The 15,632-nt window shown below is 49.1% G+C and carries 12 protein-coding genes, 1 pseudogene and 1 riboswitch; of the genes and pseudogenes, 6 read left to right on the top strand and 7 right to left on the bottom strand.

Annotated elements, in window-relative coordinates; all coding sequences use genetic code 11:
- Positions 1 to 26 precede the first annotated feature (26 nt).
- The 3 genes and pseudogenes from V7126_RS06785 (at position 27) to V7126_RS06775 (ending at position 6,468) form a co-directional block, all read left to right on the top strand.
- Entirely contained in the window at positions 27 to 2,210 is a 2,184-nt protein-coding gene (locus tag V7126_RS06785; RefSeq protein WP_335497346.1) for a DNA topoisomerase III, read from the top strand.
- 359 nt (positions 2,211 to 2,569) lie between these two features.
- Positions 2,570 to 2,716: riboswitch (cyclic di-AMP (ydaO/yuaA leader) on the top strand.
- A 102-nt stretch (positions 2,717 to 2,818) separates the two neighbouring features.
- Positions 2,819 to 4,639: an APC family permease gene (locus V7126_RS06780; protein ID WP_046130244.1), complete on the top strand. Its 1,821-nt coding sequence runs from the start codon at positions 2,819 to 2,821 to the stop codon at positions 4,637 to 4,639.
- Positions 4,640 to 4,748: 109 nt separating this feature from the next.
- Positions 4,749 to 6,468, top strand: a pseudogene (locus V7126_RS06775) (pyruvate oxidase).
- A 42-nt stretch (positions 6,469 to 6,510) separates the two neighbouring features.
- Here the strand turns inward: V7126_RS06775 and V7126_RS06770 are convergent.
- The gene (locus tag V7126_RS06770) at positions 6,511 to 7,479 is read right to left on the bottom strand and encodes a helix-turn-helix transcriptional regulator (protein WP_065894172.1); all 969 of its coding nucleotides are present in this window, start codon (positions 7,477 to 7,479) and stop codon (positions 6,511 to 6,513) included.
- A gap of 110 nt (positions 7,480 to 7,589) precedes the next feature.
- Between V7126_RS06770 and V7126_RS06765 the strand changes: the two genes are divergently transcribed.
- Positions 7,590 to 8,423: an SDR family NAD(P)-dependent oxidoreductase gene (locus V7126_RS06765; protein ID WP_335497332.1), complete on the top strand. Its 834-nt coding sequence runs from the start codon at positions 7,590 to 7,592 to the stop codon at positions 8,421 to 8,423.
- A 61-nt stretch (positions 8,424 to 8,484) separates the two neighbouring features.
- Here V7126_RS06765 and V7126_RS06760 read toward each other — a convergent pair whose 3' ends face one another.
- The 5 genes from V7126_RS06760 to aspA all read right to left on the bottom strand — a co-directional run bounded on the left by V7126_RS06760 (position 8,485) and on the right by aspA (position 12,649).
- Entirely contained in the window at positions 8,485 to 8,736 is a 252-nt protein-coding gene (locus V7126_RS06760; RefSeq protein WP_175076950.1) for a hypothetical protein, read from the bottom strand.
- Between the two features lie 69 nt (positions 8,737 to 8,805).
- The gene (locus V7126_RS06755; protein ID WP_046130248.1) at positions 8,806 to 9,360 is read right to left on the bottom strand and encodes a GNAT family N-acetyltransferase; all 555 of its coding nucleotides are present in this window, start codon (positions 9,358 to 9,360) and stop codon (positions 8,806 to 8,808) included.
- 57 nt (positions 9,361 to 9,417) lie between these two features.
- Positions 9,418 to 10,698: an Nramp family divalent metal transporter gene (locus V7126_RS06750; RefSeq protein ID WP_175076951.1), complete on the bottom strand. Its 1,281-nt coding sequence runs from the start codon at positions 10,696 to 10,698 to the stop codon at positions 9,418 to 9,420.
- Positions 10,699 to 10,881: 183 nt separating this feature from the next.
- Entirely contained in the window at positions 10,882 to 11,142 is a 261-nt protein-coding gene (locus tag V7126_RS06745; RefSeq protein WP_046130250.1) for a GlsB/YeaQ/YmgE family stress response membrane protein, read from the bottom strand.
- An 85-nt stretch (positions 11,143 to 11,227) separates the two neighbouring features.
- Positions 11,228 to 12,649 (bottom strand): aspartate ammonia-lyase, encoded by a 1,422-nt coding sequence (gene aspA / locus V7126_RS06740; RefSeq protein WP_175076952.1) that lies wholly within the window; start codon positions 12,647 to 12,649, stop codon positions 11,228 to 11,230.
- A gap of 306 nt (positions 12,650 to 12,955) precedes the next feature.
- Between aspA and V7126_RS06735 the strand changes: the two genes are divergently transcribed.
- Positions 12,956 to 14,152: a macrolide family glycosyltransferase gene (locus V7126_RS06735; protein WP_175076953.1), complete on the top strand. Its 1,197-nt coding sequence runs from the start codon at positions 12,956 to 12,958 to the stop codon at positions 14,150 to 14,152.
- Between the two features lie 28 nt (positions 14,153 to 14,180).
- On the opposite strand, the gene V7126_RS06730 is transcribed toward V7126_RS06735, so the two are convergent.
- The gene (locus V7126_RS06730; protein WP_175076954.1) at positions 14,181 to 14,627 is read right to left on the bottom strand and encodes a DUF2188 domain-containing protein; all 447 of its coding nucleotides are present in this window, start codon (positions 14,625 to 14,627) and stop codon (positions 14,181 to 14,183) included.
- Between the two features lie 111 nt (positions 14,628 to 14,738).
- Between V7126_RS06730 and V7126_RS06725 the strand changes: the two genes are divergently transcribed.
- Positions 14,739 to 15,581 (top strand): EcsC family protein, encoded by an 843-nt coding sequence (locus V7126_RS06725; RefSeq protein ID WP_175076955.1) that lies wholly within the window; start codon positions 14,739 to 14,741, stop codon positions 15,579 to 15,581.
- Positions 15,582 to 15,632 lie beyond the last annotated feature (51 nt).

Raw genomic sequence — 15,632 nt, 5'->3', positions numbered from 1 at the left:
ATGAATAAGAAAGTGAAGTGATGGACTTGGCAAAAACAGTCGTTTTAGCAGAAAAACCTTCAGTCGGCCGGGATTTGGCCCGCGTCCTGAAGTGTCATAAAAAAGGAAACGGATACCTTGAAGGAGACCGCTATATCGTGACATGGGCGCTCGGCCATTTGGTCACATTGGCGGATCCGGAAGGCTATGGAAAAGAGTATCAATCATGGCGCCTTGAAGACCTGCCGATCATCCCTGAGCCTTTAAAGCTCGTCGTCATTAAAAAGACGGGAAAGCAATTCCAGGCGGTCAAATCGCAGCTTGTCAGAAAAGATGTCAAAGATATCGTGATTGCTACAGACGCCGGACGTGAAGGCGAGCTTGTCGCCCGCTGGATCATCGACAAGGCAAAGGTCACGAAACCTTTGAAACGCTTATGGATTTCATCCGTCACAGATAAAGCGATTAAAGACGGATTTAAAAACTTAAAGAACGGCAAAGAATTTGAAAACCTCTACCATTCTGCGGTGGCGCGCGCGGAAGCGGACTGGATCGTCGGCATTAACGCGACAAGGGCGCTGACGACGAAATTCAACGCACAGCTTTCCTGCGGCCGCGTGCAGACGCCGACATTGGCGATGATCGCCAAACGAGAGGAAGACATCAAAAACTTTAAGCCGGTTCCTTACTACGGCCTGCGCGCCGCTGTTGACGGCATGACGCTGTCTTGGCAGGACAAAAAAACGAAGCAGAGCCGGACATTCAACGCATCTGTTACATCGCAGCTTGCACGAGCTCTCCGAGGCAAACAAGCCGTGATCGCCGATCTGAAAAAAACGGCGAAAAAGAGCTTTGCACCGGGCCTTTATGATTTAACAGAGCTGCAAAGGGATGCCCACAAACGCTTCGGCTTTTCCGCGAAGGAAACGCTGTCCGTCCTGCAAAAGCTTTACGAACAGCACAAGCTGGTCACGTATCCGCGGACGGATTCAAGATTTCTTTCGCAAGACATCGTCCCGACGTTAAAAGACCGCCTGGAAGGGATGCAGGTCAAGCCGTACGCCCAGCATGTCACCCGGATTTTGCAGCGCGGCATAAAAGCGAACAAAAGCTTTGTCAACGATGCAAAGGTATCGGATCACCACGCGATCATTCCGACGGAAGAGCCGCTTGCGCTCGGCGCTTTAAGCGATAAAGAGAGAAAGCTGTACGACCTGATCGCGAAGCGTTTTCTCGCGGTACTGATGCCGCCGTTTGAATATGAAGAAACAAAGGTCATTGCCGAAATCGGAGGCGAAACGTTTACCGCAAAAGGGAAAACCGTTCAGTCCCAAGGCTGGAAAGCCGTCTATGACTATTTTGATGAAGACGATGATGAGGAAGAAAAGGACCAGACCCTTCCAAAGCTCGCAAAGGGCGATGCGCTCTCCGTCCGCTCATTGACGGAGACAAAGGGGGAAACGAAACCGCCGGCCCGCTTCAATGAAGGAACGCTATTGTCCGCGATGGAAAACCCTGCTGCATTTATGCAGGGTGAGGAAAAAAAACTCGTCAAAACCCTTGGTGAGACGGGCGGCCTCGGAACGGTCGCAACCCGCGCCGACATTATTGAAAAGCTGTTCAATACGTTTTTGATCGAGAAAAAGGGAAAAGAGATTTTCATTACCTCAAAAGGCAAACAGCTTCTTGAGCTTGTCCCGTCAGACTTAAAATCTCCGGCGCTGACCGCCGAATGGGAGCAGAAGCTGTCAGGAATCGCAAAAGGCAAGCTAAAGTCTTCCGCTTTCATCAAGGAAATGAAAGAATACACGAAGCAGACGATCAAGGAAATCAAAAGCAGCAATCAAACATTCAAGCACGACAATATCACGGGCACACACTGTCCGGACTGCGGCAAGCTGATGCTGAAAGTCAACGGAAAGCGCGGTACGATGCTTGTCTGCCAGGACAGGGAATGCGGCCACCGGAAAACGGTCGCCAAACAGACGAACGCCCGCTGCCCAGTCTGCCACAAGCGCATGGAGCTGCGCGGCCACGGGGAGGGCCAAACCTTCGCCTGCGTCTGCGGCCACCGCGAGAAGCTGTCCGTTTTTGAAAAACGCAGAGCAAACGACAAAAACTCAAAAGCGTCAAAACGCGACGTACATGCCTACATGAAAAAACAAAACAAAGATGAACCGATCAACAACGCGCTCGCCGAACAGCTCAAGAAGCTGAAACTTGACCAATAACTTCAAAAACCTGCCAATCGGCAGGTTTTTATTATACTAGTCAAGAATGATGATCAAAAAATATACGCTGACAACCAAAAAACAAAGAACGGTTAAAAAATAGTCGATATGCTGCAGGAGACTTTATCCCCGGGCTTGCGGTCTTACTTGAGTTTTGCGGCAACCCTTTAAAAGATCGACATTGATGCTGGACCTATCAAGTAGCGGGCGGCGAAGACCGAGCCCGAGTTTGAAAAAAGAGGACGATCAATCAAAGCTTGAAACCATGTCGTAAAATCCGGTCAAAAGAAACGCTTTTTTATGCTAAAAAAGTATTTACAACAGACATAAACGGGAGTATGATCTCTCTATAAAACGAATAATTAAAATCGCTTAATCTGAATCAGAGCGGGGGAACCATTTTGAGGCATATTATTGCCTTGTGGGGTGAATCCTTTTAAGGTAGGGCAAACTCTCATGAGCCCGAATCCGTCAGCTAACCTCGTAAGCGTTAGGAGAGAGGGAAATCACCTGGGAATAAAATCCGATTCCGCAGGGGCTGTTTGCCTCTGTGCTTTTTTGTGCGGAAAAAATATGGAAATTAACAGCAAAAAGGAGAAGTCAAAATCATGTACAGTACAATAAAGCGCTTTTTAATCGGTAAACCATTGAAATCAAAAGAACTGACAGGACAAAAGATCACAAAGACGAAGGCTCTTGCTTTATTGTCATCTGATGCCTTGTCTTCTGTCGCTTACGGTACAGAGCAAATTTTGATCGTTTTGGCTGCCGTCAGCACTGCTGCATTATGGTATTCATTGCCGATAGCGGTGGGCGTCTTGATTCTTTTGACGGCTTTGATCCTTTCCTACCGGCAGATCATATTTTCTTATCCGCATGGTGGAGGGGCGTATGTCGTTTCAAGGGAAAACCTTGGAGTAAATCCGGGGCTTGTCGCAGGCGGGTCACTGCTCGTCGATTACATTCTGACGGTAGCAGTCAGCGTGTCGGCGGGAACAGATGCCATCACATCGGCGATTCCGTCTTTGCATCCGTACCACCTGATCATTGCGGTCGTCCTTGTTCTATTCATCATGATATTAAATTTGCGCGGATTAACGGAATCGGCCTCGATTTTGGCCTATCCGGTTTACTTGTTTGTCGCGGCTCTCTTGATTCTTATCGGAGCGGGCATTTTTAAATTGATGACCGGACAAATTGAACCGGCGGAGCATGCGGCAATCGGGACGCCTGTCGCCGGACTGTCCCTGTTTTTGCTGCTCAAGGCTTTTTCATCAGGCTGTTCAGCTTTGACCGGGGTTGAGGCGATCTCAAACGCGATCCCGGCTTTCAGGGATCCGGCGCCGAAAAATGCCGCGAACACGCTTTTGATGATGGGAATCCTGCTTGCCGTTCTGTTTTCGGGAATTACGGTGCTCGCCTTCGGCTACGGCATCATGCCGAAAAGCGAAGAAACGGTCGTATCCCAGATCGCATCGGAAACGTTCGGGCGTTCATTCCTATACTATTTCATTCAGGGAACGACATCGATGATTTTAGTATTGGCTGCCAACACCGGATTTTCAGCCTTCCCGCAGCTTGCGTTTAACCTGGCCCGGGATAAATACATGCCGAGAATGTTTACGGTTAGAGGAGACCGCTTAGGCTATTCAAACGGAATCATCTTTCTCGGCTTTGCTTCGATTTTGCTGATTCTTTTGTTTAACGGACAGACAGAACATTTAATTCCGTTATACGCGGTCGGCGTGTTCATCCCGTTTACGCTTTCTCAAACGGGTATGTGCTTGAAATGGATCAGACAAAAGCCGGAAGGCTGGGTATTGAAAATGATCATTAATGCAACAGGTACGGCGATCTCTGCAGTTGTTTTGCTCATTCTGTTTATCACGAAGTTTCAGGTTGTATGGCCGATCGTTGTCTTCATGCCGATCGTCATCTGGATATTCTATGCGGTCAAAAGGCACTATGATGCCGTCGGCGAACAGCTTAGAATGACAGGCAAGCCTTTGGAGCCGATCGAAGGGAACGTCGTCATCGTGCCTGTCGCCGGCGTGACCCACGTCGTCGAAAAGTCGATCCAATACGCCAAAACGTTGTCAGACCAGGTCATCGCGGTTCACGTATCGTTTGATAAAGAAGAAGAGAAAAAGATTGAGAAAAAATGGGAGGAGCTGCAAAACGGCGTCAGACTCGTTACTCTATACTCCTCATACCGAAGCTTAATTCATCCTTTGGAAAAATTCCTGGAAACCGTGGAAGCGAAAGCGGCGAGCTACAACTATTCCGTCATGGTTCTCGTTCCGCAGTTCATTCCGAAAAAAAGCTGGCACAACATTCTTCACAATCAGTCAGCATTTTTGCTGCGCTTGAGGCTGCTGTGGAAAAAAGACATTGTCATCGCCACGCTCCCATACCATTTTAAAAAGTAAAAAGCTTGCAGAGCCTGAGTCTCTGCAAGCTTTTTTTGCCTGCAATATGCCGCAGAACGTTTGAACGGAAAAGGGAGGTGGTAACCAGACAGAAAAAGGGGGACGTGACATGGCAAACAAAACCGCAGGAAAAATAGCAGCAGAACTGCTGGAAGAATGGAATATCGATCATATTTACGGCATGCCGGAGACAGCATCAACGAATTCATCAACGAATTGCGTCATGAGCGAAACAGCCTCCGCTTTATTCAGGTGCGCCACGAGGAAACAGCAGCCCTTGCCGCATCCGCTCAAGCAAAATTGACGGGCAAAATCGGCGTCTGCCTTTCAATTGCAGGTCCGGGAGCCGTTCATCTGCTCAACGGGCTGTATGATGCAAAAGCCGACGGCGTTCCTGTGCTCGCCATTGCGGGACAGGTAGCTTCAAGCCAAATCGGCAGGGATGCGTTCCAGGAAATCGGTCTCGAAAGAATGTTTGAGGATGTGTCCGTTTTTAATCAGCAGGTGCATTCGGCCGAGGCGCTCCCCGACCTTTTAAATCAGGCGCTCCGGGCAGCTTACAGCCAAAAAGGGGTCGCCGTCCTCACCGTATCGGACGACCTGTTTGCGGAAAAAATCAAGCGGAAGCCGGCCTATACGTCGGCGCTTTATATCGAAGGCGGGCTGCATCCGAAAAAAAGCCAGCTTTTGCAGTGCGCCCAACTGATCAACGAAGCGAAAAAACCCGTGATTTTGGCGGGAAGAGGAATGAAAACGGCGAAGGAGGAGCTTTTGGAATTTGCCGATAAAGCGGCAGCGCCGATCGTTATTACGCTTCCGGCGAAAGGCGCCGTTCCCGACCGCCATCCTCATGTTCTCGGAAATCTCGGTCATATCGGCACAAAGCCCGCTTATGAGGCAATGAAGAATGCGATTTGTTGATCATGCTTGCGACGTCGTTTCCTTACCGGGAGTACCTGCCGGAAGATACGCCTGCGATTCAGCTTGATAACGATTCTGTGAAAATCGGGAAGCGCTATCCGGTCACCGCAGGGCTCGTCTGCGACGCTAAAACAGGCTTGGCAGAGCTGACAAAGACCATTGAACGGAAAGCAAACCGTTCGTTTTTGGAGAGCTGTACGGATCATATGAAAAAGTGGCGGTACCATGTTGAAAAGGACGAACAGCGGGCGACTTCCCCGCTCAAGCCGCAGCAAGTGATCGCAAGGCTTCAGGATGCGGCTGCGGACGATGCAGTTTTGTCTGTTGACGTCGGAAATGTAACAGTATGGATGGCCCGCCATTTTGACATGACCAATCAGGATTTTATCATTTCAAGCTGGCTCGGTACGATGGGCTGCGGTCTGCCTGGAGCAATTGCCGCCAAGCTGTCATATCCCGAACGCCAGGTGGTGGCCGTGTGCGGAGACGGCGGCTTCAGCATGTCTATGCACGATTTTCCGACCGCTGTCAAATACGGTCTCCCGATTGTCGTCGTTATCTTAAATAATCAAAACTTGGGCATGATTCAATATGAACAGCAGGAAAAAGGCCATATTGAATACGCCACAAAGCTTGAAAATGTCGATTATGCTGCATTTGCGGAAGCGTGCGGAGGAAAAGGCTTCAGCGTGAAAAAACACGAAGAGCTCATTCCTGCGCTGAAAAACGCATTTGCGTCGCAAAAACCGGCCGTCATCGATGTGGCCATCGAAGACGAACCGCCGCTGCCGGGAAAAATCTCTTACACGCAGGCGGCAAACTTCAGCAAATATATGATGAAAAAATTCTTTGAGAAGCAAGAACTCGATTTGCCTCCGTTAAAGAAAAGCTTGCGAAGGCTGTTTTAGCATTGAAAACATCACCTCTGTTCCAAAAGGGGGTGATGTTTTTCAATCGTACTCCCGTCTGTAAAAATCGACCGCAGCCTTTGCGGCTTTTAAAAGAGCTTGGCGCATTTCGCGGGGTTCCAGCACTTTGATCTGATCGGCAAACCCGAGCAAATACTCCAGCGCCTCTTTCTCTGCATTGAAGGAAAACGTAACCGGAATCCAGCCATCTTCCCCGGCAGCCTCTTTTTGGGCGATTTTTACGAATCGTCCCGTAAACATCAGTCTCGGAAAAATGGACGGTGCGGCTAATGCGCGCACTTCGTATGCCGGCAGATTGTCGATGAACGATTTCGTCGACGCTTCCCAATACTGTGCAAGATTGAAATCGTCAGGCCTTGTAAACGTTTCGTCAAGCGATTGTGCAGAGTGGATGCGTGAAGCTCTGTAGTTTCTGATGTTTTCGCCGTGTGATGCGATGAGATACCAGACATGCCCTTTCGCAGCCAAACCGAGCGGACACACAATCCGGGTGTTCGTTTTTCCGTCTGCCCGTTCATAGGTGATCCGGAGCTTGTTTTCCTTCCAGATGGCCTCTTGAAGAACGGCGAAAGCGGCGATTTTCTCTGTTTGGTTTCGCCAAGTGCTAGTATCAATGTGAATCCGGCGCCATACTTCTTTCGCCTGTTCCCTGTAAGCGGGAGGGAGGGAGGCCATTAATTTCGTCCGCGCTTCGCGCGAAGGCCTGGCGAGTCCCAAATCTTCCAGCAATTGCGTAGAAGGAGAAATGAAAAGCGAGCGGATTTCCTGTTCTTTTAAACCGGTCAGCTTCGTTTGATAGTCCTCCATCAGCCGCCATCCGCCGTTTTTTCCGCGCTCCGCATAAACGGGGATTCCAGCACCGCTCAGCGCCTCCATATCCCTGTGAATCGTACGTTCCGATACTTCAAGCTGTTCAGCCAGCGCTTTCGCTGATATCCGCCCGTAGGACTGCAACAGCAAAACGATCGACATCAGCCGGTCTCCTCTCAACTCAGATCACCTTCTCCTGTTTTATTTCTTTCATTAAATAAAACATGACAAAAGGTGTCAAGATTAAACGGATATACTGGGAATCAAACATCGAGAAAGGGATGAAATTAATGGAAAGTTTAAAAGGAAAAACTGCGCTCGTAACGGGAGCATCCAGGGGAGCGGGCCGGGCGATTGCCGAGGAATTGGGAAAGGCCGGGGCCACGGTATATGTCACTGGACGAAGCGCGAAAGGAAACACGACAAATGGATGGCCGGGCTCTGTCGATGATACCGTGTCGCAAATCAAAGCAGCAGGGGGAAAAGCGATTGGGGCGGTGTGCGACCATACGAATGATCAAGAAACGAAGCATCTCATCGACAGAATCAGGACTGAACAAGGGCGCCTCGATATCCTCGTCAACAACGTATGGGGCGGTAATGAGCGGAAAATTGAATCAAAGCCTTTTTGGGAGCAGCCTCCGGGGCACTGGGACAATATGTTTACGGCCGGTGTCCGCGCCCAGCTCATGACCAATTATTATGCAATTCCGCTGTTTCGCCTGAATGGTGCGGGCGTGATCATTCATACAACGTTTTGGGACAGGGACAAGTATATCGGGAATTTTTACTATGACTTGGCTAAGAATGCACTGAACCGGATGGCGTACGGTCTCTCTTCAGAACTTAAGCGGGACGGCATCGCCGTTTTGGGGCTGTCCCCGGGTTTTATGAGAACGGAGCTTGTCCTTCGGGAGTTTCATACAGATGAGGCGCACTGGCACGAAATCGGGGAATTAAAGCGGACGGAAACGCCTTATTATGTCGGGCGGGCCGCCGTCTGTCTGGCCGGCGACCCGAATATTTTAGAGAAAAGCGGCAAAGTGCTGAGAGCCGGCGATTTGGCGGAAGAGTACGATTTTGCGGATATAGACGGCAGAAGAATCCCGCCGTTTGAACTGTAACATCAAAAAAGCCTGCTTCCGCAACGCTCGGAAGTCAGGCTTATATTTATGACGGATTGGATCATTTCTTCTTCTTCATCCCCGCGGCCATGAACGGAAGAACCGTTCCGAACAGCATCGTGCCGCCGAAAAAATTGCCGAGATAAGGCTGTCCGATCAAGTAGCAGACGGCAAATACGAGGGCGGCCAGGCCGATCATCGTGTAAGCCGGATAAAATCTTTTTTGAAAGCTTGTCTTTTGGGTGATAACAAAAAAGATTAATCCGACAATAAGCGGAATGATCCATAGATAAAACAATAAAAAAATTTTCATAGCCAAAAACTCCATATTTTTTGATATCTATCATACCAGATTGAGGCGGAAAATGCGTGTGACAAATCCTTAACTCTTTCTTTGGGCGGCATATTCTTCACGCAGAAGCCCGTAGACGATATGGTCGGCAAAATGGTCGTGAAGCCACTCGCATTGTCTGAGGCAGCCTTCTTTCGTAAAGCCGAGTCTTTCAGGGATGGCCCGGCTTTTGACATTTTTTACAGCCGCCCTGATTTCGATCCGGTTTAATTCATACTCGTTGAACAGCTGATCGATCAGCGCGCGGCATGCATCCGTCATAATGCCTTTCCCCTGAAACGGTTCCCCGAGCCAGTAGCCGATAGAAGTCGTCCGGTTAATCCAGTTGATATAGTGGAGACCGATGATGCCGGCAAACTCGCCTTGATACCAGATCCCCGCCTGAAACCCGTTGTTTGCCGCTTGCTGCTTCATGCTTTCTTCAATAAAGGCTTCGCTGTCTTCGAGCTTCTTCGCCCCGTCGACCCAAAACAGCCATTTTCTTAAATGATTTTTCGATTGCTGGATGAGCATGTAGACAGCGCGGGCATCCTTCGGTTCAAGCAATTTTAAATACAAGTCATCATGAACAGTAAGTGTGAACATCCAGAATCCTCCTTTTTCAACAGTATAATATAAAAAAGCCGACATACGTCAGCTTTTTTAACCAAATAATGTATCAAATATAAGGAAGATGTTCAGCGAGACGATAAGCGCCGTGATGATCCAGGATACGGCCGTCACCCACTTCGCGTTTTTCAAGCTTCCCATAATCCGCCCGCTGCTTGTAAATAAAATGAGCGGAATGAGGGCAAATGCGATGCCGAAAGACAGGACGACCTGGCTTAGGACGAGAGCGGTCGTCGGATTGACGCCTGATGCGATGATCGCGATAGGCGGCAGAATCGTAATGAATCGTCTGACATAAAGCGGAATCCTGAAATTGATAAAGCCCTGCATGATAATATCCCCTGACAGCGTTCCGACAGAAGAGCTTGACAAGCCCGCAATCAAAAGCCCGACGCCGAACAGTACGGCGGATAGGGGGCTGACCATGCTGCTGAAATGATGAAAAGCTACATCCAGGTCTTCTACGAAAATGCCGTTTTTGAAGAACAGGGCAGCGGCGACGATCAGCATGCTGGCGTTGATCGCTCCGGCAATGAGCATTGCGATTAATATATCAATGAATTCAAAGCGAAAAATCTTTTTCTTTTCCGCTTCTGTTTTTCCTACCACTCTTCGCTGCGTGAGAGCGGAGTGAAGGTAAATCGCATGGGGCATAACCGTCGCTCCCAGGATTCCTGCCGCCAGAAGAATGCTGTCTGCCCCGTGAAAGCGGGGGATGAGCATACCTTGAAGCACCGCCGCCGGATCAGGCTTTGCAAAAAATGTCTGAAGCGCAAAAGCGATCACGACGATAAACAGCATTCCCGTAATCGCCGCTTCCAGCGGGCGGAAACCGCGTCTTTGCAGCTCCAAAATCGCAAACGATCCCACAGCTGCGATGAGGGAAGCTTCAAGAAGCGGAATGCCGAACAACAGGTTGAGCCCGAGCGCGGCCCCGATGAATTCGGCCAGATCGGTCGCGATGACGACGAGCTCTCCTTGAATCCACAGGCCGACAGAAACCGGTTTTGGAAACTCTTCTCTTGCGACTTCAGGCAGGTTTTTCCCCGTAGCAATCCCGAGCTTGGCGGATAATGATTGGATGAGAAGCGCCATGATATTTGAAAAAAGAATAACCCATAAAAGCAAATACCCGTACTTGGAACCGGCGGCGATATTCGTGGCAAAGTTCCCGGGATCAATATAGGCGATGGCCGCTATGAAAGCGGGGCCCAAAAAGGGAAGCAGCCTTTTAAAGCCTCTGCTTTTTCCGTCTAATGCGTCTTGAGCTTCTTTTGATATTTGAGTGTGTCTGGACATGTCATTACTGACCATCTGATTCACCTAGATTCTCTGTTGTTTTTCCTTGTGCACAAAAGTTTCCTTAGTGCAAAATGTAATTTAATCATATGCCTGCCATCATAAAATGTCAACCGTTTGATTTTATAGTGTATGCAGGAAGTGTTTCATGCAAACAAAAACCAGCATCGTTTTGACACGATGCTGGCGTGTGGCCGCTTATGCTTCAGATCCCATTCTTCCGCGGAAGATCAAGCTTAATATAAAGACGAGAATCGCGGCTCCGATAATAGCCGGAATGATGGCGAAGCCCGCAATATCCGGCCCCCATGTGCCAAACAGCCCGTGGCCGATCCAGGCGCCGATAAAACCGACGACCATCGAGCCGATGATGCCTCCAGGAGCGCCGTTTCCTCCGATGGCTCCCCCGATCAGTCCGATCACAATGGCAACGACGATAGAAACGAGAAATCCTAACATTGTCTTTTCCTCCTCTTTCAAATGATTTGTATTATGTGTTTAGCCTCCTTGGGAGTTACATAAACATTTGAAAGCGCATCGGGTGCTAATCTTCGAGCAATGAAGCGCCTGCGATGCCTGGGTGGGTCATCTCGTAAGGATCGAGAATCAAGTCAAGCTCTTCTTCTGTCAATACGCCGTGCAGCAGGCAGAGTTCGCGGACCGATCTGCCTGTGGCGATCGCTTCTTTCGCAATCCGCGCGGCGGCCTCATAGCCGAGATGGGGATTGACCGCCGTAATGACGCCGACGCTTTTTTCGACGAATTCTTTCAGCCTGATCTCATTCGCTTCAATCCCCTTGACGCAATAGTCGGTGAATACGCGGAAGCCGTTGTTCATGATCTTGATCGATTGCAGCAGATTGAAGACAAGGACAGGCTCCATGACGTTTAACTCGAGCTGGCCGGCTTCTGATGCAAGGCAGATCGTATGATCATTGCCGATGACCTGGAACGCGATCTGATTCATTACCTCTGGCATCACCGGATTGACTTTGCCGGGCATGATAGAAGATCCGGGCTGGCGGGGAGGGAGCCTGATCTCGGCAAGGCCTGCCCTTGGTCCTGATGCCATCAGCCGAAGATCATTGGCGATCTTCGACATGTTCATCATTCCTACCTTTAAGGCGGCGGAGACTTCTGTGTAAGCATCCGTATTTTGGGTGGCGTCGACAAGATGATCTGCGCCGGTCAGCTCGTATCCGCTGATCTCAGACAAATGTTTGACGACGTTTTTAATATATCGCGGGTCAGCGTTCAGCCCCGTTCCCACCGCCGTCGCACCCATATTGACTTCATACAGGTGGTGCCGGGATTGCTTAATCCGCTCGATGTCCCGTTCGATCACGCGCGAATACGCTTCAAATTCCTGTCCGAGACGGATCGGGACGGCGTCTTGAAGATGAGTCCGTCCCATTTTGATGACGGAATCGAATTCGGCCGCTTTTTTTCGGAAGGCATCCAGCATATCCCCCATTGTCGCCAGCAGTTTTTTCAAATGGTTCAAGGTTGCCAGGTGTATGGCGGTCGGAAATACGTCATTCGTCGATTGAGCCATGTTGACGTGCGTATTCGGGCTCAAATGGAAATAATCGCCTTTTTCTTTTCCCAACAGCTCCAATCCCCTGTTCGCGATAACTTCGTTTGTATTCATATTCATCGACGTTCCGGCCCCGCCCTGAATGGGATCGACGATGAAATGATCATGCCAGAGGCCGTCGACGATTTCTCCGGCCGCTTGAACGATCACCTCGCCAAGGCCTTTGTACAGCCGCTTAATTTCCATATTGGAAAGAGCTGCCGCTTTTTTCACCATCGCCAATGCTTTAATCAGCTCTTCGTCGATTTGGTAGCCGGTAATCGGAAAGTTCTCAACGGCCCTCATCGTCTGTACGCCGTAATAAGCGTCAGACGGGACTTCTTTTTCGCCTAAAAAATCTTTTTCAATCCGGGTTGTTTTCTCTTCCATGTGTCAGACCCTCCGTCATGTGTTTCTTATCCTGTAGTGTGTCACGATTCACCCGGTTTTAGTTTTTGAACGAAAAAAAAGTAAAATCGGCTTGGAAACGGCATCTGTCAAGAAATAAAAAGCCCTTTTTTCTTAATCATATCCGCTTATTTGCATGCCGCAGGATTTTTAAGGAAACATATGCAAAGAGAAAATAAATAGTAAAATAGTTATGTTAATTTATTATTAACTTAATTAAATACTTTACGATCCCGCTTTTTTGTAGTAAAGTCCTTTATAAATTTTTCAAACGAAAGGAAGATCACGATGGGAAAAGCGCTGATGATCAACTTCCCGGGCGAAGGCCACATCAACCCCTCTTTAGGTGTGACAAAGGAGCTTCAAAGCAGGGGAGAGACGATCGTTTATTATGCTGTCGAAGAATACGCGGAAAAAATCAAAAAAACAGGGGCTGAAGTCCGTTTGTACCCGGATTTCAGAGAAACGTTATCCTTCGGAAAAAACATGACAGGCGATGAAAACAGGGACTACGCCGAAATGATGTACAACATGGCGAAAAAGGCGAGCGGCATCGTTGACCTTATATATGAAGAAGTGCGCCATGAAACGTACGACTATGTTATTTTTGACCATCACTTTTTGGCAGGAAAAATCGTTGCGGAGATGCTCGGTCTTCCGGGCATTTCATTGTGCACGACGTTTGCGATTAATAAAGACATGAGCAGGTCGTTTAAAGACAGGCAGGGTGATTTCGAAAGCTCGCCTTATTTTGAAAAATTCAAAGAGATGATGGCGGAGTTAAACGCAAGGTATCCGATCAGCCTTGACGATCCGTTCGATGTTTTCCTTTGTCCGGGGGATATCACGGTCGTCTTCACTTCAAGAGAATTTCAGCCGCAGGCGGATAAATTTGGAGACGATTATTTGTTTGTGGGACCGTCCGTTACCAGCCGGCAGGAGTTTGCCGATTTTCCGTTCGCCGAACTGGAAGGCGAAAAGGTCATCGTCATTTCAATGGGGACGATTTTTAATCGCCAACAAGAGGTGTACAATATGTGCATTGAAGCCTTAAAAGATTTTGACGGCAAAGTGGTGATGTCAATCGGCAAATATACGGACCCGGCCGATCTTGACCAGATCCCCGGACACTTTATCGTAAGGCCGTATATACCGCAGCTGGAACTATTGAAAATCGCCGATTTATTCGTCACGCACGGAGGAATGAACAGCACAAATGAAGGGCTCTACTTTGACACGCCGCTTATCGTCATTCCGATGGGGGGAGATCAATTTCTTGTCGCCTCGCAGGTCGAGAAGGCAGGAGCCGGACTGAAGCTTGACAAAAAAGAGCTGTCCTCAAGCGTATTGCGGCAAAAAATCAAAGAGATCATCAATAACAGTTCCTATGCTGCAAGAGCTGCGGACATCGGCCGGTCACTAAGGGACGCCGGCGGTTACAAACGGGCGGCGGACGCCATTTTCGGCCTCGTCCGCCAAAACTGAGACGCTCCAATACCGGAGCGTCATTTTTTTAGTTCATCCGTATCTTTTTTTGAACGCTGCCGTCCTTTTGATGGACGATGACGGAGCTTCCCTTGTTCCGGGCGATTTCCTTTGCCCGTTTAACCGCCTCAGCTTTTGTCTCCTTTACATCGCTTGCGCGTTTTGCATCCTCTGCCTTTACGGCCCAGCCTTTTTCATGCTTTACGACATGCTCGCGCTTTTCGGCCAGCTGGGGGCGCTGGTTTGAATCTCCCTCATCCCGCGTTGTTTCGCGGCCGTTTTCCAAAAACGCGTTGATCTCGCGTTCGCTTCTGTTTTCGGCCCACTCTTTCGCTTGGCTCGTCGCGATCGGAATCGCGCGGCCTTCGTCATAGCCTTCGTCAATCATCGCGTTTGCTATTTCGATCGCTTTTTTTCTGACCGGCTTGTCCAGATTTTTCAGTGAAGCAGGATAGTCCTCCATTGTCCAAGGCATCCTTTTCACACCCCCTTTTTCGCTATTGGTTTTGTCATACCCGTTTCATGCGGTTAAAAAAACGGCGTTTCATTGTATACTATAAAAAACGGTAAGGAGGACAGACGTCCTATGCATAATGAACAGTCGGATTTAGAGGCCCAGCTGAAAGACATTGAAAAATGGGAAAAAGAGCAGCAAAAAGTGTGGTTTTGGGAAAGGATCGGCCGGATTCCGTTTAAAGTGCTGGACAAGCTTACGCCGGCGTTTATCCAGGATAAAATCGGCCTTTTGCTTGATGAAATCGGAGGCTTTATTCAAAACGGAGGCCGATATTTAACATCTGAAAAGCATCTGATTCGAAAGTTTCAAAAAGAACTGCCGGACGAATCGATTCAAACGATTGACGATATTAAAAAAGCTCCGATCTCCGTCATGGACCATATTTGCGAAGAACTGGGGAAGAACAGGGCCAACACGGCGGTCGTTCAAGGAGCAACGACGGGCGTCGGCGGTTTGTTTACCCTTGCCATCGATATTCCGGCCATTCTCGGCCTTTCGCTGAAAACATTGCAGGATATTGCGGTATCATACGGATACGATCCGAAAGATAAAACAGAGCGGATGTTCATTATCAAATGCCTGCAGCTAAGTGCAGCGGACATCGTCGGAAAAAAAGCGATCATCGGGGAGCTCAGCCAATACCACAAGCAGCCCGGCGCACGCCAAAACATGATTTCGCAGATTCAGGGATGGCGGGAAGTCGTTTATACATACCGCGATTCTTTCGGGTGGAAAAAGCTGTTTCAAATGGTGCCCGTGGCCGGCATTTTGTTTGGCGCTGTCACAAACCGTTCGATGATAAGCGGAGTAGCGGAAGCGGGAATGATGATGTATAAGAAGCGGAGAATATTGGAGCGGCTTGAGGATATGAAGAATGATCCGGAGACATCAGATCCCGCCGATGAGAGATAACGGCAACATCGTTCTGACCAAAAAGACCTGTGATTCTGATATGCTCCCCTA

This window comes from Bacillus sp. JJ675, from assembly GCF_036963165.1.
GTDB lineage: Bacteria > Bacillota > Bacilli > Bacillales > Bacillaceae > Bacillus > Bacillus glycinifermentans.
Note: the sequence above shows the minus strand (reverse complement) of the source record. Positions and strands in the feature narration are given on the sequence as shown.

Bases quoted from the DNA above. Each gene is read 5' to 3' on its own strand.
- V7126_RS06745 (WP_046130250.1), bottom strand. From the start codon at position 11,142: ATGTTAGGATTTCTCGTTTCTATCGTCGTTGCCATTGTGATCGGACTG.
- V7126_RS06735 (WP_175076953.1), top strand. From the start codon at position 12,956: ATGGGAAAAGCGCTGATGATCAACTTCCCGGGCGAAGGCCACATCAAC.
- V7126_RS06765 (WP_335497332.1), top strand. From the start codon at position 7,590: ATGGAAAGTTTAAAAGGAAAAACTGCGCTCGTAACGGGAGCATCCAGG.
- V7126_RS06750 (WP_175076951.1), bottom strand. From the start codon at position 10,698: ATGGTCAGTAATGACATGTCCAGACACACTCAAATATCAAAAGAAGCT.
- V7126_RS06730 (WP_175076954.1), bottom strand. From the start codon at position 14,627: ATGCCTTGGACAATGGAGGACTATCCTGCTTCACTGAAAAATCTGGAC.
- aspA (WP_175076952.1), bottom strand. From the start codon at position 12,649: ATGGAAGAGAAAACAACCCGGATTGAAAAAGATTTTTTAGGCGAAAAA.
- V7126_RS06760 (WP_175076950.1), bottom strand. From the start codon at position 8,736: ATGAAAATTTTTTTATTGTTTTATCTATGGATCATTCCGCTTATTGTC.
- V7126_RS06725 (WP_175076955.1), top strand. From the start codon at position 14,739: ATGCATAATGAACAGTCGGATTTAGAGGCCCAGCTGAAAGACATTGAA.
- V7126_RS06755 (WP_046130248.1), bottom strand. From the start codon at position 9,360: ATGTTCACACTTACTGTTCATGATGACTTGTATTTAAAATTGCTTGAA.
- V7126_RS06780 (WP_046130244.1), top strand. From the start codon at position 2,819: ATGTACAGTACAATAAAGCGCTTTTTAATCGGTAAACCATTGAAATCA.